This is a genomic window from Pseudoalteromonas sp. HM-SA03 (assembly GCF_002289345.1).
Lineage (GTDB): Bacteria > Pseudomonadota > Gammaproteobacteria > Enterobacterales > Alteromonadaceae > Pseudoalteromonas.
This window is the reverse complement of record NZ_NSDG01000113.1, coordinates 15427-40277: the sequence shown is the minus strand read 5'-3', so window position 1 is coordinate 40277 and position 24851 is coordinate 15427. Positions and strand designations below refer to the sequence as shown.

Below are 24851 nucleotides of genomic sequence, written 5' to 3'. Positions count from 1 at the left end.
ACTGGCTCGTTACTCTTTTGCTAACACTGCGTGCAAACGGGAACGAGCCAGTAAATGGATGCGACAAAAGAGTTTTTACCACTAAAAAGTTACCGAAAGGGAATTTTAGTGGCTGTAATAATACCCATCCTACTTGTTCTCGTCTTAGCCTACCATCTCTATCAAATTAAACTGGAGCGCCAATACAAAGTACGTTTTGGCCAATATCAATATGTTTCTCAGCAGCTGAAACAAGAGTTTTATGCCGCACATGTAGTCCTTGATAGTATCGCCGTCAACCTAGCGCAGCCCATTTCATTTCAAAAGCCACCTGAGTGGTTAGAAGATATAGAGCAGCATCCTGAACACTACTATCACGCGTTACCAAACAATGGTGGAGAAATTGTTGGTCGTGGGCAAGTCAGTGAAGCACTTTTTGCCACTAAACGATGGCAAACCGTGTTGTCGCTTAATACCGCTTTTGATGCCGCGCTCGCGTTGCAAGGTGGATTGTACGCGGTCGCATACATAGAGAATGACGGCTTTGCGTATGTTAAACGTCGAGAAGCCTCCAGCAGCCATTTCATAACGCGGTTAGTTCAAGGTAAGTTCGAACCCGACTTCAACTTGGGTAATATAGTCGTTGGTCCACCTGTGAAGTTTTTCGACAGACAAATGTTTGCGCTCGGTAAGAAACTATCAACGGTGGATAACGGCCATGTATTGATGATCTACGATAGCAATATTATTGATAGGTGGTTGTTAAACATTGGCTCCTTAGACGGTACGATGGAATTTAAAAACCAAAGTGATGAGATTATCGCGGGGAAACGCTATGATCACGACCACGATGGGCTTGTAAATTCATCAGCACCTTGGCAGTACGGACTGCACTTTATTGCAAAGCCCGCCAAAGAGCCTATCAGTTTAAACTATCATGAAAGCTATGAGCAGTTTGCCGCTCCGCTACAGCGGGAGATCTTGCTCGAACTCGCACTGTTACTGTTTTTTATTCTTTTTACCTTTGTGACTATTGTGTGGTTGAGCGGGCAAATATTTGTCCGACCTTTAAAGCATTTTGTGAATTATTTATCTTTGCAAGAGCATACACCGCAAGCTACTTTAAATTATCCCATCCCCTCAGAATGGCAACCTTGGTTTATACAAATCAAGCAGGTGGTGGAGCAAAAATCCCGCTTAATGCACGCCCTTAAGCAACATAATCAAGAACTAGATGACGAAATTAAGCGTAAACAACAGGCATTAAAGCAAAGCTTTGAGGCAAAAGAGCGTCAAGCGGCTTTACTTAATGCTGTGCTTGACTCAGTGCCCGATATTATCTATTTCAAAAATATCGACGGTTCATTCATAGGCTGTAATCGCGCGTTTGAAGAGTTTATGGGGGTTGAGAAGTCGGACTTAGTTGCGAAAACACAACCTGAAGTGACATCTGGATTAACCATATTACTTGAGCAAGAAGCGTTGATGGAGCGCTCGCAAGAACAAGTAGCAACCAACTTTGTTCTTGGGGCGAATACCTACTTTTTGACTATCACTCCATTAAAATCGGAAACTGGAAATCTCATCGGTTGTTTGGGGGTTGCGAGAGATATTACCGCCGCACAAGAGGCATATAATGCCCTAAGAGACTCTGAAGAAAACTTTAGGGCAGCGACTGAGTTTGCACCTAATGGCGTCATTTTGGCTGCTATCAGCGGTAAAATTTTGGAGATGAACAAGGCCGCCAAACGTTACTTGTCACTTGATAAGAATACGGGAGAAAAGCAGCTGGAACGCTTGTTTGATGAGCAAAACTGGCAAGAGCTGAAGCCTGTCTTAGCTGGGCTGTTAAAAGAGCAAAAGAAAGTCGTTGAACACATGATTTCACAGTCGGGTAAGCACCGCTGGTTACAATTGAGTATTTCTTTAGTTTGGGATAAAAATAAGCGCCCTAAGTATTACGTAATCCATATTCAAAATATCACTGGTCTGTTGTTAGCGAAGCAAGATGCTGAGCGCGCAACGCTTGCCAAAAGCCGCTTTATTGCCAATATTAGCCATGAAATTAGAACGCCAATTAATGCCATATTAGGTTTGGCGGATATGATCAAAAGTGAGACGCTTACTCGCGTTCAGAATAAAAAATTACAGCAGCTTTCAGGGGCTGCAAATGAGCTGCTTACTATGCTCAACAGTATTTTAGAGTTTGCCAAAGTCGAAAGCCACCAGGGCACAATTCAATATGAAACATTTCAAACCTGCCATGTCTTTACCACGATAGAATCGCTGATTAAGCCTTTATGTATACAAAAAGGTTTGGAATTTGAATTACAGGTCGACCCTCAAGTTTGGCCTTACCTTTACAGTGATGAAGATAAGGTCAAGCAAATCTTAGTAAACCTGCTGGGTAACGCCGTAAAGTATACCAATCATGGTAAGGTTGGTTTGAAGGTAACGTTACTTAATGATAGAGCTGCAAAACAAACTATAAAATTTGCTGTTTGGGATACTGGGGTTGGGATCAAATCGCAAGAGGTTGAACACCTTTTTGATGCATTTACCCAAGGTGATGAAAGTTTTACACGTCGTCACGAAGGCATTGGTTTAGGGCTTGCGATTGTGAAGCAAGAAGTTGCACTCTTAGGTGGCGATATTGCGGTTAACTCAGCCCCGAACGAAGGAAGCTGCTTTTTCTTCGAATTGGTGCTAGATAAAGGCGCATGCCCAGTTGTGGATAGTCACAAAGAAGTTTACTGCCTTACCACCGAAGCGCATAGCTTACCAAGCTATTTTACTGGTCTCGCGGAACCTCTATCTGTTGAGCGGTTGTACGCGATGCATGCTCAGCTCGACAAGTCTATTGTTGCTATTCCACCAGAAGTGATGCTTAACCCTTCTCTCTCGTTGCCAGCCAATACTGCCTTACTATTGCATTGTGAAGGAGAGTTCTCTGAGCAAAGCAATCATATTGCGCTTAATCAAAGTGTGTTTTACCAATCAGCTTATACTTGGCTTGCTGAATTTGCCCATATGACGCAAACCGTCGACAATGTCTGTATGCAGGTTGCCGGTGCACTTTGTTTGGTGGTTGACGATAACCATTTAAATTTAGATATTACTGAAAATATGTTGAAGCAAAATGGTATTTCTTCCGTAGGACTACAAAGCGCAGAACATATTGAAGAGGTTTGCCGCTCACTGCAACCCGACATCATTTTGATGGATATCCATATGCCAAACATTGATGGCTATCAAGCGACCAAGCAGATCAGAGCTGTGTGGTCTGAAACTGAGCTGCCCGTTATCGCCTTGACCGCCAATGCAAGCAAAGAAGAGCGGGCGAAAGCCACAGCCGTTGGTATGAATGATTATTTGGTAAAACCAATTAATAGCACGCAGGCGTGCAAGGCACTGGCAAGCAATATTTCTCAGTCAGATAAAATGGAAGAAGCCTTTTTTGATTATGAGTTTGCATTATCACAAATGATGCAAAATGAAATGTTTTTGCAAACAATGTTAGATAAATTTGCTAAGCTTTGCCATGATTACCTAGAACAGGTTGCTAAAATAGAGCAAGGTTCAGCATTATTTGAGTTAGCACATGGAATTAAGGGCGCTGCTGCAGGCCTAGGTTTTAAGCGACTGGCGAAAGTTGCAAAAGACCTTGAAACACAAAGTAAAACGATCACAACAATAACAAATCGCACTGACTTGGATGTGTTAACAAATGCACTTTCACAGGTGGTGTGCTTTATCGAGCTAAAAAGGTAGCGTCATAAGATGCAGCAAGCTGAGCACATTTTTATTATTGATGATGACCCAATAAATAAGATGGTCCTAAGTAATACATTAGGTGACGGCCATCGGTTATCCCATAGCACTGACACTAACTTATGTATTGATGAACTAAAAGCAAGCAAACCAGACCTTATTATTTTAGACGTGTTAATGGCTGATGGCGCTGGATTTTCTGTTTTAGAGTGTCTAAAAAAGGATGCGAGCACTTACGGTATTCCCGTTGTCGTGATCTCCGGTAGTGTGAGCTTTAAAGATGAAGCAAGAGGGTTGGAGTTAGGAGCTGTGGATTATATTACTAAACCCTTTAATCCTTTGATTGTAAAAGCCAGAATCAAAAATCATTTAGCAATAAAAAAGAAAAATGACCTGCTAGAAAAGCTAGCCTCTATTGATGGCTTAACGGAGTTGCCCAATCGTAGGTATCTAGATGAAGCCATGAAATCAGCATTAGAAAGCGCAAAAGCCGATGGCAGTGCATTTACCGTTATGCTGGTTGAGGTGGACTATTTTAAAACGTTTAATGAGCATTATGGCTACATGCACGGTGATGATTGCTTATTCAGGGTTGCCAAAGCGCTAGAAGAAGGCGCGACCCAACGTTCTTTATTTATTGGCCGTTTTGATGGTACTCGTTTTGCGTTAGTGCTAACTCAGCATAATATCGACGTAATTAATGAAATAGCGGAAGCGCTGCATGACTCAGTTAATGCGTTGAAAATCCCCCATATTGCCTCACCCATATGTGCTCATGTGAGCGTTAGTATCGGTGCGGTTCATATTGAAAATCACTGTAGTAATGATCTTGGTGAGCTGATAAAAATGGCAGATAGTGCTCTTGCGATTGCACAAAAGCAGCAAAGTACGGTTTTTATTAAAGTGTTATAAATATCTAAAGCCATATGCAGGGACAAGAGCGTATCCGAATTTCAATCAATAAATGCGTCGCATGAAGCTTGGCTATGCTCGTGCTTTATAGATCTTTAACTGAGTATTTTGTGCCTTTTGGTGCGGTGTTGGGCTTATTCTATGGATATACGACGTAAAATAATTTGGGTGGACTCTATAGCGGCTATATCCGTGGGATTAATCGTATTGCTTTTCCACTCAATGATTGGTGTGATCTATCGTATACCAGAACAAACCATTATCTTTATCGCATTATCGAATCTGTTGTATGGCGCGTACTCATTTAGCCTTGCCATTCAAAAGGCGAGGAACATAAAACGTTTGCAGCTTTTGGTGTACGGCAATCTTTTTTGGGCGCTAGTCTGTGCTGGAGTAGTTGTTCAGTATTTTAACGTTGCAAGTCTAATTGGTATTGTTTTTATTGTTTGTGAAGCTATGTTTGTCATCATGCTTGCCTATTTCGAATGGAAGTATAGGTATGAGCTTGTATCAGAGGATGGTTCAGCTTAATAGGCTGGGTTATTAAAGTTTGGCTCGGTTTTGTTTTTAACTTATTAAGATGACGAGAAAATAAGGAATTGGCCACACAACTGTGCGTCAGTTTACTCAGATCATTCACCATCCTTGGTGCGATAAAATCTTACTGAATTTGTTTTAGAGCGTTGTCGCCAAAGCCAACCAACTGGTTGTTTTTGAATACCAATGGCGTGCACTCATCTTTTGTGACTTTGCCGTCCGAGTGTTTGCTGTTGGTTGCGTAGTACAGCACTTGATAGTTGTCGCCGTCCTTTGACACCAACTCGCTAAAGTCAGGGGTTGCAAAGCTGTCTTTTACTGATGAGTAAGATGCGCCCATTTCAAGGTTGGCAATCTTTTCACGATTTTTACGCTGTTTATGTTCCCAGTTAGACGAGTTGTATTCAGAAGCCCAACCGTGCTCTACTTCACCGTCGGATACAGCAACGATACAGCCTGATAATAGAGTAGAGCTAAGCGCAGCCACTAACATTAATTTTTTCATTGTTGTTTTCCTTTTTCATTTTCTTGCTGAGCAAATAATGCAAACAGCCATTTGTTTTTTGCTTGAATTATCACAAGAGTTGCAAACTCTTTGCCAACTAATAAAATTTATAAATATCAGTTTGTTGTTGGTTTTTAATCAGTTTTTAGTTGATGATTTTCACTAACATTTAGCTATATCACTCACTAAAACAATAATTTAGACCACTCGGTTTCTCGTTGTCCCAGCCACAAAACTTTCAATATTAATCGCAATTTCGCCGACTAAACGTTCGATGGCCTCTTTACTTGCCCATGCCGTATGCGGTGTTAAAAGCAAGTTCTCACCTTGGTATTGAACGAGTGGATTATTTGCTTGTGCCGGTTCTTGAGTGAGGACATCCACAGCAGCACCAGCTATTTGCTTGTTAGTTAGTGCATCCACCAGCGCTTGCTCATTGACTATTCCGCCTCTTGCAGTGTTGATAAGGTAAGCATGATTTGGAAGTAGGGCGAATTCAGCACTCGCAATCAGGTTCTCTGTTTCAGCGGTAAGCGGGCAGTGAATCGATACAATATCTGCAATTCGCAGTGCTTCTTCAAAAGCCATTCGTCCTGCTCTAATCTCAGTTACGCCTCTACGTTCAGCAACAATTACCTGAGCCCCAAATGCTTGCGCGACTTTTGCAACGGCTTCTCCTAACGTTCCATGGCCTACGATCACAAAGTTTTTACCTGCAATTTCGTTGATGCTGTAATCCAAACGACAAAACATGTCACTTTGTTGCCAAAGCCCTGCATGGCAGTCTTGCTGATAACGATGAATATTTGTCATTAAGTTACCAAGCATAGTAAAGGTGTGTTGTACTACTGAAGGAGTTGAGTAACCGGCCACATTAGCGACCGTAATTTGATGGACTTTTGCTGCTGCTAAGTCGATGTTGTTGACGCCTGTGGCCGCCACACAGATCAGTTGTAATTGCGGTAACGCCGCGATTGTTTGTTCAGTCAACTGTACTTTATTGGTGATGATGACTGCTGCATCTTTACAGCGTGTGATGATGTCATTACTGGATGTGGTGTCGTAAGACGTTAATGTGCCTAGCTTGGCAATGGGAGAAAGATCGGTTCCTGCAAGTGTTTTAGCGTCTAATACCACGATTTGCATTATTTTTATCCTTTTCTTGACTTTGGAGTTAACTCTAAGGTTTATACTTATAATGTCGACTAGGATAATCTTCAGGACTTAGGAGTGTAAAGTGGTAAAGATTGGTGAGCTGGCAAAGCGGCTTAACGTATCAACTGACACGTTAAGGTATTATGAAGCAAACGATCTCCTACACCCTTGCACAAGGAGCGAGGGCGGGTATCGGTTGTTTGATGAGCAAAGCGAAAAGCAAATGCGCTTTATACTTCGCGCGAAGGAAGTGGGGTTTAGCCTCAAAGAAGTGCAAGACTTGCTGAAGATAAAATTTGAAAAGCATCAGCACAGTTGCGAAGAAGTGAAAACGCTGACTATCACTAAACGGGATTTAGTGAGAGCGCGGATCGCTGAGTTACAAAAATTTGAACAATCGTTATCGACGCTAGCAGAGCAATGCTGCGGCGGTAAGGAAGCGGCAGTGAGCTGCTCGATTTTAACGGCTTTGGAGGCTATCGATGAATGAACTGATAGTAAATTTTTGGCAGCTATTTTTAGTATCTGCCCCGTGGTTACTGCTTGGCCTAATATTGGCCGGGTTACTTAATGTATTTATTCCAAAAGATTTGTTGCAAAAGCATTTAGGGAAGGAGGGGTTTTGGACAACGATAAAGGCAGCGCTGATTGGGGCACCTATGCCGCTGTGCTCTTGCGGGGTTATTCCTGCTGCGGTGGGACTGAGAAGAGCGGGGGGCTCAAAAAGTGCGACAACCGCATTTTTAGTCTCAACGCCTGAAACTGGAGTGGACTCTATCTCGGTTTCTTATGTGCTACTGGGTCCTTTTATGGCGGTAATTAGGCCAATTGCGGCTGTGGTTAGCGCAATTGCTGCAGGGCTGCTCGTTGGCAGTGAAAAAGACGATAAGTCGGTGCCACTAAAGCATCCTAATACCTCAGATAAACCAAGCGCGACTAGCGGTTGTTGTGATGCTAATCATCACCCAGAGCCAAAGCCTACTGAAAAGCATCACGGCCATGATAGTTGTTGCGCCAGTACTAAAGTGGAAACCGTAAAAGTAAGCTCAAGCTGCTGTGAGCCTGCAGGCCCGCAATTAGCAATGGCAGGGGCGAATATGCCTTGTTGTGATACTACGGAGCCTACCGTAACCAGTTGTTGCGATTCTGCATCAGCCACGACAAGTTGTTGTGAGCCTGCCCCTGTACCTGAAAACCAAGGGGTTTTTGGTAGAATTGTAGAAGCTGTTAAGTTCAGCTGTAATCAATTATTGTCTGACACCGCGGTTTGGCTACTTATTGGTTTATTCTTTGCAGCCTTAGTACAAACCTTTGTGCCTGAGTCTTTCTTATCTCAGTGGGGTGACGGTATTATCGCCATGCTAGTAGTTATCTTAATCAGTATCCCAATGTATATTTGTGCCACGGCTTCAACTCCAATTGCTGCGGGTTTATTAATGGCAGGTGTGTCACCTGGTGCAGTATTGGTATTTATGCTCGCAGGTCCTGCAACTAACATCGCCACAATTGGGGTGGTTGGTAAAGAATTGGGGCGTCGTGCCGTGTTTGCCTACTTGGGTGGTGTCATCGGGGTTGCACTTATCTTTGGCTATTTAACCGATTATTTAGTTAATACTTATGGTTTTGTGGTAACGCCGATGATAGGTGAGGAACATGAAGTGCTACCACATTGGTTAACAGTATCGATGGGGGCATTATTAGCAGCACTCTTACTAAGATTAGCTATACTCAAATTAGGTAAAGTTGTTAGAAGATAAACTATTGTGGTACTTTTTACTGTATTACAATTACCTGACGTTTAAGCATTTAATGTTCCAACTTGGCATATCGCTTTGGTGGTCAGACATGAAATGCTTAGCGTCTGTTTATTTGACACGATAGAATGCGTTTCAGTATTCGTTAATCCGACAATTTGAGAAGTAGAGTGGATAAATACGCTGACATTAGACCGTATAATGATGATGAAGTAGTGCCAGCATTGGCACGTCTACTAGGTGATGATCAATTCATTGATGTGATCGCCAAATATAACCTGCCAGCTTGGTTGAATGCTTGGCCAGCGATTGCACGCCCACTCGTAAGAATGAAACTAAAAAAGAAGTGGGGAGATTTTTGTACGATTGAACAAGTACAAGATGAAGTGGCGTACTATCTGCAAATTTTAATCAATAAAACGACGTCTAAGGTGACTTATTCTGGCCTTGAAACATTAGACTCGAATACCTCGTATTTATTTATTTCAAATCACCGTGACATCGTATTAGACCCTGCACTTGTTAACTGGGGCTTGCATCAGCAAGATATGCGCACGGTGCGTATCGCTATTGGTGATAACTTACTGCAAGTACCTTATATCACTGAGCTTATGCGCCTTAATAAGAGTTTTATTGTAAAGCGCTCGGCAAAGGCGCCAAAAGAAATGCTAAAAGCATTAACCCAGCTTTCAGCCTATATTTCTGACTCATTAAGTGAAGGTAACTCCATTTGGATTGCGCAAAAAGAGGGGCGTGCGAAGGATGGAGTGGATCAAACCGATCCAGCACTGTTAAAAATGCTACAGCTCAATGGTCGCAAACAGAAGCTAGATTTTTCAGATTATGTAAAGCAGCTCAGGATTGTGCCCGTTGCTATTTCCTATCAGTATGAGCCGTGTGCGGTTGCTAAGGCTAAAGAGCTATACCATAAAAAGCAGTTTGGCCAATATGTGAAAGCGCAAGGCGAAGACATTGCTAGTATTGTTGAGGGTTTTAGCTCAGATAAAGGCCATGTGCATATCGCATTTGGTGACCCTATTACAGCGGATGTTGAAAACCCAGATGAGCTGGCGAATGTCATTGATAAACAGATTTTAGATTTATACTATCTGCATTCAACCAATCACCTAGCAGCTGGCGATGATGCGCAAGTGAGTCCAGAAGATAAAGAGGACTTTATCTCAACACTTGAGTCTGTACCGGAAGAGCTGAAGCAACTGGTGCTGAGTATGTATGCCGAACCACTGCGTCGCAAAGGCATTTAATAGCAGTGAACATGCGCAACCGTGGTGTTAGGTGGTTGCGCTTTTGTTCGGTTAATTAATAACTTTATGATAATAAACGACTTCCATATCTCCTAAAATATCTTTGTGAAGCCCTTTTTTCACATAACTCATCCCAAGTTTTTTCATAATATTGATGGAGCCAAGATTCTCTTCTTCAGCGATAGCGCTCAAGTGTGTCAAGGTAGGATTTGCTGCTATTAGGTTTGGAAGAAGATGTTGTGCTGCCTCTGTTGCAAACCCTTTGCCCCAAGAGGCTTGTTTAAAACGCCAACCGAGCTCTAAATCCTTATAGTTTCTTTGTTCTGAAAAGAAGTTAGCAGGGCGAACCAAAATCCAACCAATAAACGTCTTGTGTGGCAGCTCGAAACAGCCCCAAAGCCCCCAGCCCTTACTCTCATCAGTAAACTCGGTTAATCGTGGAATATATACGGCTTTTACTTCTTCAAGTGAGTTAGTCTGACCGCCTGTGATGTATTTCATTACCTCAGGGTCGCTATCAAGATCGGCGAGCAGCTGTGCATCTTGTGGGGTGAGTAGGCGATAACTCAGTCTTGTAGAGTCCTTTACTTGCATTCTTTACTCCTAATTAAACCCAATAAAACTTTAGAGTACAAAAGCTTATGTCATGAGTAAAGATGTTGCATAAGTTTGCGTAGACGCCAGCCGAGCGCTTTACTAAAATACGCCGGCATTTTTAGATGGGGAACAGAGTGAATAATTCAGTACTAGCGCTTAGACAGCGTCAAATCGCTGCGGCTCAACGGGAATATAAGGCAAGGGGATCAAAGCTTGCGCGTTGTGAATGCTGTTTATTAGCCACGACGCTATGTATTTGCGATAAAGTCGAAATGGCCAAAGCTGACTGTGCAGTGTGTTTGCTTATGTATCATAATGAAAGCTTTAAGCCCTCTAACACTGGACGCTTAATTGCCGATGTGATCCCAGATAATCATGCCTTTCGTTGGGACAGAACTGAGCCTGACGCTGCGTTATTAGCGCTTCTTTCGGACGAGCAATATGCACCAATAGTCGTTTTCCCAGAGCAGGGCGTGAAGCCTGAACGAGTAATTACTAAGGTGACTCGCACTGAAAGTAAAACACCACTATTTATCTTTTTGGATGGCACATGGCGTGAAGCTAAGAAAATGTTCAGAAAGAGCCCCTACCTCGATAATTTACCCGTGTTATCCATCGCCCCTGAAAAGCTCTCGGATTACAAGCTTCGAGTCGCGCCGCATGAACATCAGCTCGGTACGGCGGAAGTTGCGTGTGTATTGTTTGCCGAATGCGGCGAGCAGGATGCGGCAGATAAATTAACCGCGCACTTTATCGATTTCAGAGATGCCTACTTAAAAGGTAAGCGCAGCAAACTGTAGGGCGAGCCTTTTCACAAAATGTAACTTGTAGGTCGAGATTTATCTCGACAAAAAGCAGAGTTGTTTGCGCAGTACGGTGAGCCAAATATTGGTAGGTCGAGATTTATCTCGACAAAAAGCGGAGTTGTTTGCGCAGTACGGTGAGTCAAATATTGATAGGTCGAGATTTATCTCGACAATAAGAAGCGCGCGACCCATTGCTGAGTCGCGCTTACGGAATCTTCTAAATGCATCCTGCAAAGTTGAGTAGTTCAACGTCCTGAATCTTTCCTCTTCCATGGTATCGCTTGGTGTTCTCGTTTTGCGAATAAAGGCATCTTGCCCTGTGTCCATCTTCCTTTTACACGTCCGCTGTCTTATCCATTGCCATCCACTTGCTAAGAACAAGCCCTTGTTCTAACTGTCCTTGTTTGCTACTTTCCAAAATAGCAGTGCCAATCATCACTTTGTTTTACCTTGGCACTTGGTAGCCTGAACGTGTTGCTTCAAGCTAGGTGTTGCACTGTTAATTGCAACAATTGGCATCTCCTAAGCCACATTTTATCAGTACATCCAATGTACCTTCCTTCCTCATCCTTAACCACCTGCATATCCAATGCAGTAACGTTATCCCTCAACGTTTAGCCTCTCCCCTGAAGCAACCCTTAGGCTCATCATGAACCTCTAATCCCTACCCTTAAAATGTAATCACACCTTGTGATATACCATCTCGCTCTCTTTTCCCTATATTCCTTTAAATGGGTGCTTATCCATTAGCAAATCCTGCCCTGAGCGTTTCCCGTGTATCCTTTATCTCTCTTCCTGAGATGTTGTTAAGTATAAGCAGACTAAAAAAAATCGGGAGCAGTGAAATTCAATCTTTTTTGCATCTTTTTCTAGTAATAATAAATAACTTTTTATTTTTTAATTGCTTACTTTAATTCTGAGTGTTATTTCAGCACGCCTTTACTCAATTTCTGGTAGTTAAGTGAGATATATCTCACAGGTAATTCTCCCGTTTTCTACAACGCTAATTTTATCTTGAGCGTAGTTTTAAATATTCAGGGTGTAAAACGGCACAATTACAGGTAGAATTAGTTGATAATAATTATTGTTTACCTAATGGAGTCTTTATGAAAAAAGCACTTGTTACTATACTGGCAACGCTTACTTGCCTACCAGCAATGGCTGCAGAGGAAGTAAATATCTACTCGTTTAGACAACCTTTTCTGATCCAACCTATTTTGGATGACTTCACCAAGCAAACCGGTATCAAGACCAATGTGGTTTTTGCAAAAAAAGGCTTAATTGAGCGTGTTAAGCGTGAAGGCAAGCATAGTCGTGCCGATCTTGTACTCACTTCAAACTTCAGTGCGCTAATTCAGCTTGAAGACGAAAACCTAACACAAACAATTGACAGTGAAACGGTCACTAAGAATATCCCAGCCAACTTCAGAGATCCTGAAGGTCAGTGGGTTGCGCTTACTAAGCGTGTGCGCAATGTATATTCAGCAAAAGAGCGTGTCGGCAAGTTAGATGCGCTTACGTATGAAGCGCTGGCGGATGAACAATACCGCGGTAAAATTTGTACACGCTCAGGTAAGCATCCCTATAACCTTGGTTTAGTGGCGTCTATGATTGCCCATCATGGTGAAGCAAAAACCAAAGAATGGCTTGAAGGCATTAAGAAAAACTTAGCTCGTAAGCCTCAAGGTAACGACCGTGCACAAGTCAAAGCAGTAAAAGAAGGGCTGTGTGATTTGGCCATCGGAAACAGCTATTACTTTGGTAAAATGATGGAAGATGAGAAGCAAAAAGCTTGGGCTGAAGCGGTATATATCAACTTCCCAAATCAACAAGATCGTGGTTCACATATCAACGTATCTGGTGTTGTCTTGACCAAGCACGCTAAAAATACTGAAAATGCCTTGAAACTCATTGAGTTTATGACCGACAATAAGGCGCAAAATATGTATGCGTCGATGAATATGGAATACCCGGTTAAACCTGGCGTCGAGTTATCGAAACTTGTGGCATCTTGGGGGGAGTTTAAGGAAGACAGCCTACCATTGTCAGAGATCAGTAAATACCGTCCTTTAGCGCTTAAGCTAATCGATGAGGTAAAATTTGACCTTTAATGCAATTATCATTTTCACTGTCTAAATGGCAGAGTTTCGCGTGGCTGATAGGGTTTAGCCTATCAGTCCCGCTGATGTTTTTAATCTTTGAGTCACTACAACCTGACTCCGAAGTCTTTGCTCACCTTTGGGATACCGTTTTGTGGGATTATGTCCGCAATACGATTTTGCTGATTGTGGGTGTATGCATCCTTTGCGCTTTAATCGCGCTACCACTTGGCTGGCTAACTGCATATTGTGAATTTCCTGGACGGCGCTTTTTCGAATGGTCGTTGATGCTACCTCTTGCGATGCCAACCTATTTGATTGCTTACGTGTATACCGATTTGCTGGATTACGCTGGGCCTGTACAAATAGCGCTGCGAGAGTGGTTTGGTTGGCAATCTCCAGACGATTATTGGTTCTTTGATATTCGCACTTTGTCAGGTGCTATCGTGATGATTGCACTGGTGCTTTATCCTTATTTGTTTTTGATTTTTAGAACGGCGCTAAGAGAGCAGTCGTTTAAGCTGGTGCAAGCCAGCCAATTGATGGGCAAGTCGCCTTCACAGAGCTTCTTTAAGGTAAGTTTACCTTTGTCGCGAGGGGCGATTGTGGCGGGGCTGGCACTGATCGCCATGGAAAGCATGGCAGATTTTGCAACCGTACATTACTTTGCTGTGAGCACACTAACCACCGCCGTTTACGATACTTGGTTGGGCTATTATTCACTTACCGCAGCGGCTAAAATTTCAGGCATCATGCTACTGTTTTTATTTTTAGCCCTAACACTGGAGCGAGTGAGCCGCCCAACTCAGGTAGTGCATGAGCGCCAATCAAGTGTTAACAGTACCACGCTTTATCATCTTAAAGGCTTACAGGCTTGGCTCGCTAGCGCTTTTTGTTGGCTTATACTTATTGCGGCTTTTATCGTGCCTACATGGGTGCTTGCAGATTACGCCATCGACTATTTTGAACAAGCTTGGAATGACGACTTTTTCTTGTATGCGTGGCAAAGCTTAAAAATAGCGTTTTGGGTGAGTGTGGTATTAATTATCATGAGCATGCTGGTGGTGTTTAACCAGCGAGTTAGTAGTGGTAAACGGGTCACGCTACCGGGCAAGCTTGCAAGCACCGGATATGCGCTACCGGGCACGGTGCTGGCAATTGCGGTACTTATTCCACTCACTTTATTAGACGACAAGCTAAATACTTGGCTTGAAGGTACTTCATTTGAGCCTGGCTTGCTGTTCAGCGGGACGATTTTTGCGCTGGTTTTCGCTTACGTTGTACGATTTTATGCGATTGCGCAAGGCGCGGTCGAATCGAGTTATCAGCGGATCAGTCCAAGTCTAGATATGGCAAGTTTTTCGTTGGGTCGCAATCGTTTCAAAACCATGTTATCAATACATCTGCCATTGCTGCGTCGCGGTATTTTAACCGCAGCACTGTTGGTTTTTATTGAGTGTATGAAAGAACTTCCAGCGGCATTGTTATTACGACCCTTTAATTATGAAACACTGGCAACACATGTTTTCCAATATGTGAGTGATGAGCAGCTGGAGCTGGCCTCTGTCTCTGCGTTATTTATTGTGTTGGTTGGTTTAATCCCGCTTTATGTTGTAAACCGTTCTATGGAGCAGCGAAGTTAATGCATAGTTTAGTGCTTGAAAATCTCTCTTATCGCTATGACGGTGAAGCCGTTGTGGATAGCCTAAATCTGACTGTAGAACGAAACGAGATTGTTTGTTTGCTTGGTGCCAGTGGCTGCGGTAAAACTACCACGCTGAAGGCGATAGCGGGCTTGATTGAACCATTTCAAGGCTCGGTGAGTATTTTAGGCAAAGCCATGAATGGTAACGGCACTTTTGTACCTCCACAAAAACGCAATATAGGCATGATGTTTCAAGACTATGCGCTATTCCCACACCTCACTGTGGCGCAAAATGTGGCGTTTGGTTTAACCTCAAAAAGCAAGCGTGAACGTCAAGACCGAGTGGCTGAAATGCTCCATTTGGTGCAGCTGCAAGACTATAGCGACCGCTTTCCACACGAGCTATCAGGTGGCCAGCAACAACGTGTCGCAATTGCGCGCGCACTGGCGTACAAGCCAAATCTGTTGCTGCTTGATGAGCCGTTTTCAAATATAGATGCTCAAGTGCGGTTTCAGTTAATTAACGAGATTCGCCGTATAATCAAAGATCAGCAAGTTTCCGCAATTTTTGTTAGTCACTCGAAAGAAGAAGCTTTTGCTTTTGCCGATCGGTTGGCAATTATGGATAAAGGGAAGATCGCACAAGTGGGCGAGCCGAGAACGTTATTCCAACGACCAAAGAGCAAAATGGTTGCCGAGTTTTTGGGTCAGGGAATTTATATTCCTGCACAGCGAGTGAATGGCGCTTCGGTAGAAACCCAATTTGGTGCCGTAAAATCTCTCGTTGAGCTCGGTAATCTCGACGCGAAGGGCGAAATGTATGTGAGACCGCAGCACATCACGTTAGAAAACGCCGAGCTTGGCAGCGTTAAAATACTCAATCAGCGCTTTATGGGAACAGAGTACATTTACCGTGTTGCATTAGAGGGTCAAGAGCTCGAAATACCGCATCCAGCGCATGAACCGCTCGACTTAAATCAACCAATCTCTTTAAAAATTAAGGCACATGCTGTAAATTTCTTTTCTTAATAGCAAATGAATAAACGCAGGGAGTAGAGCATGGCGCTTGCCCAATCAGGTGTGTGTGCTGAAGCCAATTTGCACGGCTTACACTTGTTCTTCAATGTGCTTGAAGGACAAGACGAAGCGCTAAGAGCGGCGCTCGCCAATTGTGGACGCTTGCAAGAGGAGTTGGAAGATAGATTCTCCGAGTCTATGTTATCGAGCTTTGTCGCAGTTGGTGCGCAATACTGGCCGCACATTTACCCTGAGTTTATTCCTAAAGAGTTAAAAAGTTTTCCACATATTGTTGAGGCTGAGCACACCGTGCATACCCAGCCTTTTGACTTGCTTTATGTGATCCGCTCCGACCGAGAAGACGTTAATCATATCTTTGCTCAAAGTGTGCTGCACATGCTAAACGGTCTAGTCGAAATGGTGGCACATGTGCGCGCCTTCCGTTTCTTAGACGGTCGTGATTTTAATGGCTTTATTTATGGCGCAGACACCCCTAGAGGGCGCAACAAACGGGAAGTTGCACTTGTGCACAACCCAAATGCAGCCGACCATCTCGGTAGTTATATTCACGTACAGCGGGTGAAGTTTGATTTACTGCGTTGGCAGGCGTTGCCGCTCGCTGAGCAAGAGCAATTGATGGGGCGTACACGTCTAGACAATGACCTAATTGAAGATTGCGAACCCTGTAATCATGCAGCATTAACCGAATTGAAAGACCTAAATGGTAATGCGCTACTGCTTAACCAAAGCATGCCATTTGGTGATGTATTTGAACAAGGAAGCCTGTCGCTAAGTTGCAGCGCCAAAGGCGATGCTTTTGAGCAGGTACTAAGAAGCCGATTGGGTGAAGGGGATGAATACGACCCCATATTGGATTATTCCAGTGCTGATATGGGCTCCGCGTTTTTTGCGCCATCTTTGGAGTTCTTGTCAGTGATGGCAAAAATGCCGGAATAAGTTCGCTGCTATTTTACATCTCCAAAGCCCATCCATGGGCTTTGACTTGTTTCGCAAGCGTTTTTTTGCCGTTACAGCATATACGGGTTTTTCGCAGGTGAAGCGTTACTAACACCAGGTCTTGATTGAATATCCTCCAGCTTTTGTAAAATGTCTTTTAGCTGTTGCTGCTGGACTTGTTCAGCGCTTGAGTTTGCTAAGGTATTTGTCAGCAAAGTGGTAACGGCTTCAAGCGCTTTTGCACTGCTATCATCAACGTGATTGTCGACTTGAATATGCGGTTGTGCCACCGCTTCTAAGCGCTCAGACAGGTTTTCAAATAGCGTATTTTGCTGCTGACCTTGTTGACCCAACGCTTGTTGTATCTGCGCTTGGGTGCTGAGCAAGTCATTGAGTTTGCCAAGGTTAGTGAGTAGCTGCTCGTTGTTCGCAGTGCGTTTGATAGCGTTTTGCAGCCCCGCAATTTCTTCTGCGACTTGTTGCTGTGAAGCTATCAATTGCTTTAGCGGTGTAGCGTAAGGTTGCTGCGTTAAGGCCTCACGTAGCTCAGTTAACTGCGTGGCAAACTCTTGCTCGTTAAGCACTTGAGCCAATTGTTGCAACAGCGCACTGTAATCAAAGCTAAGCTGCTCTTTATCGAGTTTAGCGGCGATTTGCGAAAGGGATTTATTGACAAAGCTGAGTTGTTCAACTGCCAATTGCGCAGGGCTTCCTTCGTCGCTATTGCGGTGCAGGCGGGCATATTCGGCCTTGATTTCATGCCAGCGCGTAGCTTCTTCAGCCGTTAAGGTACCGCGTAATTCAGCCAGTTTCAGTAAGTTTTCTTCGCTGCCTTTGCTAAGTGTTTGTGCTTCACCGCGATAGTGATCTTGAATTAGGTTTTCAAGTTCACTGTCATTCATGGCAGCAACCACCTTTTCAGCCATCTTATTCATGTTACGGTAACTGCCTTGTAGCTTAAACGGCGGCTCGGTTCGATAGTTATCATCTTGCGCTGCTGAGGCTATATATTGGGCATTTACTTTGAGCACGGTGTTGCGAATGGTGAGCAGCTTTTTCAGTACGCTGACAATTTCATTCACTTGCGCTTGAGAGTAATTAAATTCCAATTCATTGATGGAGATGTCTTCTCCGTCGGCAATGCGTACTAGCTTGTACAAGTCTTCCATACCACGATTGGCAAGTGGCGCAAGCACTGCATTGGAAGTAAGCGTATTTTCAATAAAGCTCATGGCAAATTCTTGTTCGCAGCCACTGAGGGTGTCACCGAGGTTGTAAATATCCGCACGGTTGGCAAGCATATCTGGGATCTTAAAGGATTCACCGGATTCGGTGTAGGGGTTTCCTGCCATCACAACGGCAAACTTTTTGCCTCTGAGATCATAGGTTTTACTGCGGCCATTCCACACCCCATCTATGCGTCTTGAACCGTCACATAACGAGATGAACTTTTGTAAAAATTCGGGGTTGGTGTGCTGAATATCGTCAAGGTACAGCATCACATTATTGCCCATCTCAAAGCTTTGGTTGATCTTCTCAATTTCTTTTGCGGCAGTCGCGTTGATGGCTTGAACTGGATCCAAAGAGACTTGGTCGTGACCAATGGATGGACAGTTGACCTTAACAAAGGTGAGTCCTAAGCGGTTGGCCACATACTCTATTAACGTGGTTTTACCGTAGCCCGGAGGGGAGATAAGCAGCAACATGCCCATTAAGTCGGTGCGTTTATTGTTTCCTGCAGCCCCTATTTGTTTTGCTAAGTTATCGCCAATAATAGGGAAGTAGACTTTGTCAATCAGCTGGTTACGTACAAATGAGCTTAGTGGTCTGGGTTTAAACTCATCCAATTGCAAGCGCTGCTTTTGTGCCTCAAGCACTTGTGCTTTTAACTGTTGGTACTGTTTGTAGGCCGGAACATGAACCGTGAGATACTCGTTACTACGGGCAAAAAAGTCTGCGTAATCTAGGTGTAGCACTTGGTTCTCGATCCGTGGGTGTTGGCCCATTAAACCTGAGATCTCGGTTTTTATTTCGGCTTCTTTGACTTGGTAGGTGATATCAAACTGGGTGGAAAGCAAAATGCAGTTAGCTGCCTCAAGCAAGGTCTCAGCACTTTCATTTTGCTTACTGCCATAGGCGCGCAGCCAGCTGCTTAACAGGCGGCATTTGTCCGCAAGTTTAGTCAAATGTGTTAATGAGTCTTCAAGCTGTTGCCAGACGCCTTTGGCCTTTGCCATCGAGATAAACTGCTCGCTGGTGTGTTTTGCAGGTGAAGCCAAATCAAATTGTCTCGGCTTAACTTGCTTGGCAAGGGCTTTAATTAAGTAAGTTGCGCTTAACTCGCCTGAAAAGCGGTGTAGCTCGGTTAAATAGCTCGATAAATTTTGTTGGCAAAATGCCGTGATTTTTTCACTTAATTCTTTGCTTAGCTGTTGGCTAAAACTATGGTCATCTAACTTCGTTGCCATCAGCTCTGCTTGTGTGGCCTGAAACGCCAATTCAGCTAGCTCAGCCTTGCTTTGTTGAGTATAAAATAGCTGTGCCGCAATTCGACAGCTGGCAGGGTAGACGAGTAACTCAAGCTGTCGTTTTTGTTTTAGTAAATTTGCTAAGATCAGGCTGGCATCTTGATCATGAATGCCTTTTTCATAGCCTTCTTGATATCTGGGTTCTGCAAATTTTTGTACGATGGGCAGTAAACTTCCCTNCAAGTTCTAGATCTGCTTGGCTAAAGTCGTTACCGTCTTGCTCTGCAGCCGCTAATACTTGAGCTGCAAGGTACTCGCCTCGATATAAGTGACGATTTTCTGAGATCAGGTTTTGCTGCCAGTATGTGCTTGCGTCATTGAGTTGTTGATTGACCTTGGCGTCAGGAATGGTATCAAAATACTCAGTGCCAGTGAGGTGTAACATCAGCTGTTCACCACGAGGCAGCAAAGTCAAATCAAGGATTTGTTTATTGAAACTAAACGCATGTTTGCCGACTTTAACGGTATTGCCACCATCAATATAAATATCTTGCTTGTCTCGCAAAGCGCGGATCGCTTGATCTTTGCAGGCCTTGAGTTTGGCTTGAATATCATCCGCCTTCACTTCATCGCTTAGGCTTTTTAGCTCTTGCGTTAAATCGCGAAGCTTGCCAATCATAGGATCGGAGGCAAAATAGCTATTGATGTCATCTAAGGTTTTAAAACTTTGCGAGCGTCGCGTCACCCCCTGTAAAATCCGCTCTGCTGCGTTTGCTAGGCTCAGCGCGCGGCGCTGTCTTTCGTCAATGAGCTGCTGTTTGTGCGCCTCAAAGCTTTCATAAACGTCATCACGTTTAGACAAGATCTCCGTTAAAAACTCATCATACTGACTAAATTGAGACTCGAGCTCTTCTAATTGAATGAGTAAGCGAGATAGTTGGTCGTCACATTGCTCAGGGGTTTTGGCAGCGCTTAGACCGCTGGTAATACTTTGGCTGAAAAGCTTAAAACGAGCCGCAAATTCGGCTTTTGCTTCAACACTGCCCACGCTCTTTTTCTGGATTTCTAACGCTGCTTTGGCGCGGTTTACTTGACCATAAATGGCGCTGACATCTTCCAAAATTTTAGTGCGCACACGGCTATCGTCAATATCGAGATCCAGCATGGTATGGTTGAGCAAATCAAGTTCGGCGCTTAAGGTTTCCAAGGTCGCCAAAAAGCCGTTAAGCTCGGTGACACTCTCTGTTTGCGCTCTGGCTTGCTCTAAGGAGTCTAGCTGCTCGTAGTAGGGTGCCAAAGCACTATCTTGCTGCAAAAACTCCGCGGTTTTATGGCTTAAGCTTAAGGTTTGCTCATCAACCTGCTGCTGCATGGCAGATAGCGCGTCAAGATTGATATACTTCACTTCTTCAAGGCTTATCACTTTGCCTTTTAAGCGTTTGAGAGATTCTAAGCTCTGAACGAATTGCTCTGCTGTTTTAAAGCTATCAGGTCTCACCTCGCGAAGCACATCTTGCATGGCTTGCTCTATTTCGGTTTCTGCGCGCCGAGCGTCGGCCTCAATTTGGCTTACCTTTTCAAATTCATCTAGTACCTGCTCCGAGGTTTCAAAAATCTCATGTAGTTTTGCTGTGACATCTGCAAAGTCCGCTTCAGCAAGCCAATGATAGCGGTCTAAAATACTGCGGGTGAGAGCAATTAAATCTTCATAATGAAAGACTGTGGGGCTCTGTTCGTTAATGGCCTTGAACACACTGTATAAATCAGAGATTGCGCGTACTAAATCCGGGTTGCCGATCCGGCCAAATATACCTGTTGCGCGAGGGGCTTGTGCGGCAAACTCGCTGCCACAAAATGGGCTTTGCCAGATTTGAATAGGGTGCACGCGCTCAGGCTCAGGCTCTGCTTTAAAGGTTAGCGCTAAGCCATCGTCATAAATTCCATAGCCATGACAATAAATAGGATTTTGCAGGTTTTTCTCAATAATATTGTAAGAGAAAAGTGCGTAGCGCCCCTCGTTTGGTTCGTAGAAGATATACAGTACATCTTCACCATTGGGTGATTTGATCTGGCGATGGAAAATTAAATCGTCCAGTTGGTCGTCAAAATAGCGTGTTTGCCCAGATTGTAAATAATAGCCACCAGGAAAAATAATTCCTTGGTTCTCAGGTAATTGAACACAGGCACCACCCAGCGCATCTTGGCGCAATACCTGTTGGGTACGGCAATTATAAATAAAATAACGCCATTGTTTTTCTCGGTAGGGAAGTAACTTTAACAACACCATTTCGCCAACTTCGGCAAAACGTAAATCGCAATCTGCGAGTGATTGACTGGCGTCATCAACGGCTTCTTGATAAATACCTTCACCGCTTTGGGTATTGTTTTCTATTTTTACGGTGAGTTTGCCACTCGATACTTCAATAAACACTTTGTCGTTTACATTAATGTGTGGGTGACGGCCTTCGACGTGATCGGCGCGATCGGTTTTTTGCCATTCAAAGTCAAAGTTTTCCACTTCGCCTAGGTCACGCTCTCCTCGATTATCAATGTAATCTAAGGTTTCGTCTTTGGCGATTTGCCAGCGAAACACGCGGACATCGGAGAGCTTTTCGCCAATCTGAAATAGTGCAAAAAGCTTGTTTGATTTAACAAACAGGTGTTGTAGACGGGTGTCTTTGTAATACGTGTATAGTTCGTCGAAGTCCCGTAAGAAACGTTGGTCAGTGAGGAATTTGGTTTCTTGCGGGTAAGGTTCTATTTCGTAATGGTCTTCTTGCAAGTGTAGCTTTTGTACGGTGAATACATCGCTGACTTGGGTATTTTGTTTAAGCCCCATAAAGACATTATAAGCAAAGATAAGCTTGTCGCCGATCAGTACGATGTCGCGCGGTACGCAGTTATGCTCAGTACGAACTCTTGCTCGACCTTTCACTTTAAGCTCGGTGCTGCCAAAAGTGTCAACACGCTGTTGGTTGAGTTTATCTATCTGACTTTTCAGTTCACCGCCAAAGTTACTAAGCCGGCGTTTAATCAGTTGATAAGAGTCTTGTTCGAGCGTTCGCTCTGGCGCTTGTTGCGTTGCTTCCGTCATTCTTTGCTTTCCTATGTGCGCTGTCGCAAGTGGGGGAGAGGAGCCAAGCAGATTGACTCCTCAGGGTTAATTACTCTAGTGGTTCGCTTTGTTTACTGCCATTTAACGAGCCGCCAAGTAACTTGAGTAGCTGCTGTTTGTCCGCATCTGAGCTATTGCTTAGTTGTTGGAAGAACTTACTCATGTTGATGTTTTTTAGCGTTTCCGATGACGCATTCGCACCAGCCAATACCCCTTTTAGGTCGTCCATCAAATTACGCTCACCGTTTAGGTGGTCTTTAAATACGGTTTGTACCGTCTTACTTTCGCCGACTAAGCCGTCAATTGACTTGCCCACTGTGATGGCATTCATAAACTGGTTGAAGAACTGGCCGTCGCCACCCATAAAGTTGATATCAGCACCGCTCAGTGCTTTACCTAATACTTCAGCCTGACTCGCAGAAACCTGCTTGTTCGCCTCGATACTAGCAAGCGTCAGCTCTTTCTGTTGATTTAGCTGTAGTGTAAAGCCCTCGTATTCACGGGCGTCTTTATCCATCTTATTAAGTGCTTCCAGCTTCTCTGTAAGACCTTTGGCTTCTGCTGACATCTTACGCTCAAGGTTGATAGCTTCTGCTTCACCTTGTTTTTCAATTGCCTCAGCCATTGCTGATTGAACCTCAGCTTCTGCTAAACCAATTTCACGTTTGCCTTGTGCCTCGGCTTCACTTTGCTTCTTAGTTGCTTCAGCCATAGCTGCTTGTACTTCGGCTTCGGCGCGGCCAATATCACGTTTGCCTTGTGCTTCGGCTTCTAGTTTTTGCTGTAGCACTTTAGCGTCTGTTTCGCCTTGTATCGCACTAGCAGCTGCTTTTGCCTTGATGATATCTGCTTCTGCAAGACCAGGCGCAGCCGCTTCAACTTGGGCAGCTTCGGCAAGAATCTTCTTCGACTCTGCGGTTTGGTTCGCAATACGTAGTTCTGCTGCGGCCATTTTTTCCATTTCACGGGCTTTAAATTCGGCAGCTTGCTCTTTAGCTTTAGCCGCTTCAATATCTTTAACCAACGCTTCTTCGGCCTCAGCTTGAGCAAGAATAATTTTCGCTTGCTTCTCACGCTCGGCTTCAGCAATACATTGTACGTCTTTGATACGCTCCTGTTCCTCAGCAACGGTTTTCTCTACGGCAACACGTTCGCGTTGGACATCGGCGATTTCTTTTTGCTCGACTTCCAGTGCTTTGGCTTTTTGGATACGTAAAATTTCGGTTTCGCGTTCGCGCTCAATAATTTCAATTTGGCGAGAGCGCGTGACTTTTTCTTCTTCGATGCCGAGTAAGCGAAGGCGATTTTGCTCTGCAACATCGATTTCACGCTGTTTGTTGTGTTCTGCAATTGCAATTGCTTCGTCCGCTTTGAGGCGTGCTTCTTCGGCTTTTAAGCGCTCTTCATGCTTAACACGTTCAGCTTCTGCGGCTTCGCGAGCGCGCACTGATTCGATTTCACGGCGCTGTCTCGCGCTGGCATCTTCTCGTTGGCGCTCGACTTCTGCGGCTTTTTCAAAGGCTGCTTGGTTTTGGTTGTCGATTTGCGCTTTTTCATCGCATTTAAGCTGGTTAGTTTCCACGTTTTGGCGTGAGGTTTTTTCGGTAATACGGCGAATACCCTCAGCATCAAGAATGTTATTTGGATCTAACTTGTCGATTGAGGTTTGTTCAAGATAGTCAATTGCCACATCCTCTAACGTATAGCCCGATAAATCTTGTCCAATCACTTCTTTAATAGAATCTCGGAACTCGTTACGATGTGTAAATAGCTCCTCAAAATTCATGCGCTTACCAACGGTTTTCAAGGCTTCGGAGAATTTTGCTTCAAATAATGCTTGCAAGGTTTCTGGTGCCGATGCGCGGGCACAGCCAACTTGTTTCGCAACGCGTAGGATGTCTTCTTTGTTTTCGTTTACGCGAATGTAAAAAGTGATGGCGATGTCAGCACGGATATTGTCTTTACAGATCAGGCCGCTATTATCACGACGCTCCAATACCATGCGGTTAGTTGAAATATCCATGACTTCCATTTTATGGATCACAGGTAGCACAATGCCGCCCGTTGTTGTGACATCAGGCTCATTTTTCATCTTGTTGATGATCAATGCCTGACCCTGTTCGACCTTGCGGTAGAACTTTCCAATCAGAAGTAGAATGGCAAAAATAATGACGATGGATATGCCCACGATTGCGAGCACCGGTCCGAGGTTGTTTAGAAATTCCATGTTTTTTCCTGCGTTGCGCTATGTTGTTTGAGTTGGTACTAG

At 44.1% G+C, this 24851-nt stretch carries 17 protein-coding genes; 11 read left to right on the top strand and 6 right to left on the bottom strand.

What is annotated here, in order from left to right; genetic code table 11:
- Window positions 1-108: 108 nt before the first annotated feature.
- The 3 genes from CKO50_RS21820 to CKO50_RS21810 all read left to right on the top strand — a co-directional run bounded on the left by CKO50_RS21820 (window position 109) and on the right by CKO50_RS21810 (window position 5193).
- On the top strand, window positions 109-3750 hold the full coding sequence (locus CKO50_RS21820; protein ID WP_255231063.1) for a response regulator: 3642 nt from the start codon (window positions 109-111) through the stop codon (window positions 3748-3750).
- 9 nt (window positions 3751-3759) lie between these two features.
- On the top strand, window positions 3760-4662 hold the full coding sequence (locus tag CKO50_RS21815) for a diguanylate cyclase (protein ID WP_095729881.1): 903 nt from the start codon (window positions 3760-3762) through the stop codon (window positions 4660-4662).
- 141 nt (window positions 4663-4803) lie between these two features.
- Entirely contained in the window at window positions 4804-5193 is a 390-nt protein-coding gene (locus tag CKO50_RS21810) for a hypothetical protein (protein WP_095729880.1), read from the top strand.
- Between the two features lie 130 nt (window positions 5194-5323).
- Here CKO50_RS21810 and CKO50_RS21805 read toward each other — a convergent pair whose 3' ends face one another.
- The gene (locus CKO50_RS21805) at window positions 5324-5704 is read right to left on the bottom strand and encodes a DUF3192 domain-containing protein (protein WP_095729879.1); all 381 of its coding nucleotides are present in this window, start codon (window positions 5702-5704) and stop codon (window positions 5324-5326) included.
- A gap of 198 nt (window positions 5705-5902) precedes the next feature.
- Window positions 5903-6850 (bottom strand): D-2-hydroxyacid dehydrogenase, encoded by a 948-nt coding sequence (locus CKO50_RS21800; protein WP_095729878.1) that lies wholly within the window; start codon window positions 6848-6850, stop codon window positions 5903-5905.
- A 91-nt stretch (window positions 6851-6941) separates the two neighbouring features.
- Here CKO50_RS21800 and zntR point away from each other — a divergent pair, with 91 nt between their 5' ends.
- The 3 genes from zntR (at window position 6942) to CKO50_RS21785 (ending at window position 9878) form a co-directional block, all read left to right on the top strand.
- Window positions 6942-7349 carry a Zn(2+)-responsive transcriptional regulator gene (gene zntR, locus CKO50_RS21795; RefSeq protein ID WP_010606066.1) on the top strand — a complete coding sequence of 136 codons (408 nt, stop codon included), beginning with the start codon at window positions 6942-6944 and terminating at the stop codon, window positions 7347-7349.
- Entirely contained in the window at window positions 7342-8616 is a 1275-nt protein-coding gene (locus tag CKO50_RS21790; RefSeq protein WP_095729877.1) for an SO_0444 family Cu/Zn efflux transporter, read from the top strand. Before zntR ends, CKO50_RS21790 begins: the two co-directional genes overlap by 8 nt.
- 167 nt (window positions 8617-8783) lie before the next feature.
- Complete coding sequence (locus tag CKO50_RS21785; RefSeq protein WP_095729876.1) at window positions 8784-9878, top strand: 1-acyl-sn-glycerol-3-phosphate acyltransferase; 1095 nt, start codon at window positions 8784-8786, stop codon at window positions 9876-9878.
- Window positions 9879-9929: 51 nt separating this feature from the next.
- Here CKO50_RS21785 and CKO50_RS21780 read toward each other — a convergent pair whose 3' ends face one another.
- The gene (locus tag CKO50_RS21780; protein ID WP_095729875.1) at window positions 9930-10472 is read right to left on the bottom strand and encodes a GNAT family N-acetyltransferase; all 543 of its coding nucleotides are present in this window, start codon (window positions 10470-10472) and stop codon (window positions 9930-9932) included.
- A gap of 137 nt (window positions 10473-10609) precedes the next feature.
- Here CKO50_RS21780 and CKO50_RS21775 point away from each other — a divergent pair, with 137 nt between their 5' ends.
- The 5 genes from CKO50_RS21775 to CKO50_RS21750 all read left to right on the top strand — a co-directional run bounded on the left by CKO50_RS21775 (window position 10610) and on the right by CKO50_RS21750 (window position 16999).
- Window positions 10610-11275 (top strand): tRNA-uridine aminocarboxypropyltransferase, encoded by a 666-nt coding sequence (locus CKO50_RS21775; protein WP_095729874.1) that lies wholly within the window; start codon window positions 10610-10612, stop codon window positions 11273-11275.
- Between the two features lie 1163 nt (window positions 11276-12438).
- A complete protein-coding gene (locus CKO50_RS21765; RefSeq protein ID WP_255231107.1) occupies window positions 12439-13392 on the top strand; it encodes a Fe(3+) ABC transporter substrate-binding protein in 954 nt (317 codons plus the stop codon).
- A complete protein-coding gene (locus CKO50_RS21760) occupies window positions 13392-15023 on the top strand; it encodes an iron ABC transporter permease (RefSeq protein ID WP_095729871.1) in 1632 nt (543 codons plus the stop codon). Before CKO50_RS21765 ends, CKO50_RS21760 begins: the two co-directional genes overlap by 1 nt.
- Complete coding sequence (locus CKO50_RS21755; RefSeq protein WP_095729870.1) at window positions 15023-16054, top strand: ABC transporter ATP-binding protein; 1032 nt, start codon at window positions 15023-15025, stop codon at window positions 16052-16054. Before CKO50_RS21760 ends, CKO50_RS21755 begins: the two co-directional genes overlap by 1 nt.
- 30 nt (window positions 16055-16084) lie before the next feature.
- The gene (locus CKO50_RS21750) at window positions 16085-16999 is read left to right on the top strand and encodes a Dyp-type peroxidase (protein WP_095729869.1); all 915 of its coding nucleotides are present in this window, start codon (window positions 16085-16087) and stop codon (window positions 16997-16999) included.
- 71 nt (window positions 17000-17070) lie between these two features.
- On the opposite strand, the gene CKO50_RS24970 is transcribed toward CKO50_RS21750, so the two are convergent.
- The 3 genes from CKO50_RS24970 to CKO50_RS21740 all read right to left on the bottom strand — a co-directional run bounded on the left by CKO50_RS24970 (window position 17071) and on the right by CKO50_RS21740 (window position 24809).
- Window positions 17071-19710, bottom strand: coding sequence for an AAA family ATPase (locus CKO50_RS24970; RefSeq protein ID WP_255231039.1), 2640 nt, complete (start codon window positions 19708-19710; stop codon window positions 17071-17073).
- Window positions 19646-22561 (bottom strand): DNA repair ATPase, encoded by a 2916-nt coding sequence (locus tag CKO50_RS24965; RefSeq protein WP_255231012.1) that lies wholly within the window; start codon window positions 22559-22561, stop codon window positions 19646-19648. The genes CKO50_RS24970 and CKO50_RS24965 overlap by 65 nt, the downstream gene beginning before the upstream one ends.
- Window positions 22562-22631: 70 nt before the next feature.
- Window positions 22632-24809, bottom strand: coding sequence for an SPFH domain-containing protein (locus CKO50_RS21740; protein WP_095729868.1), 2178 nt, complete (start codon window positions 24807-24809; stop codon window positions 22632-22634).
- Window positions 24810-24851 lie beyond the last annotated feature (42 nt).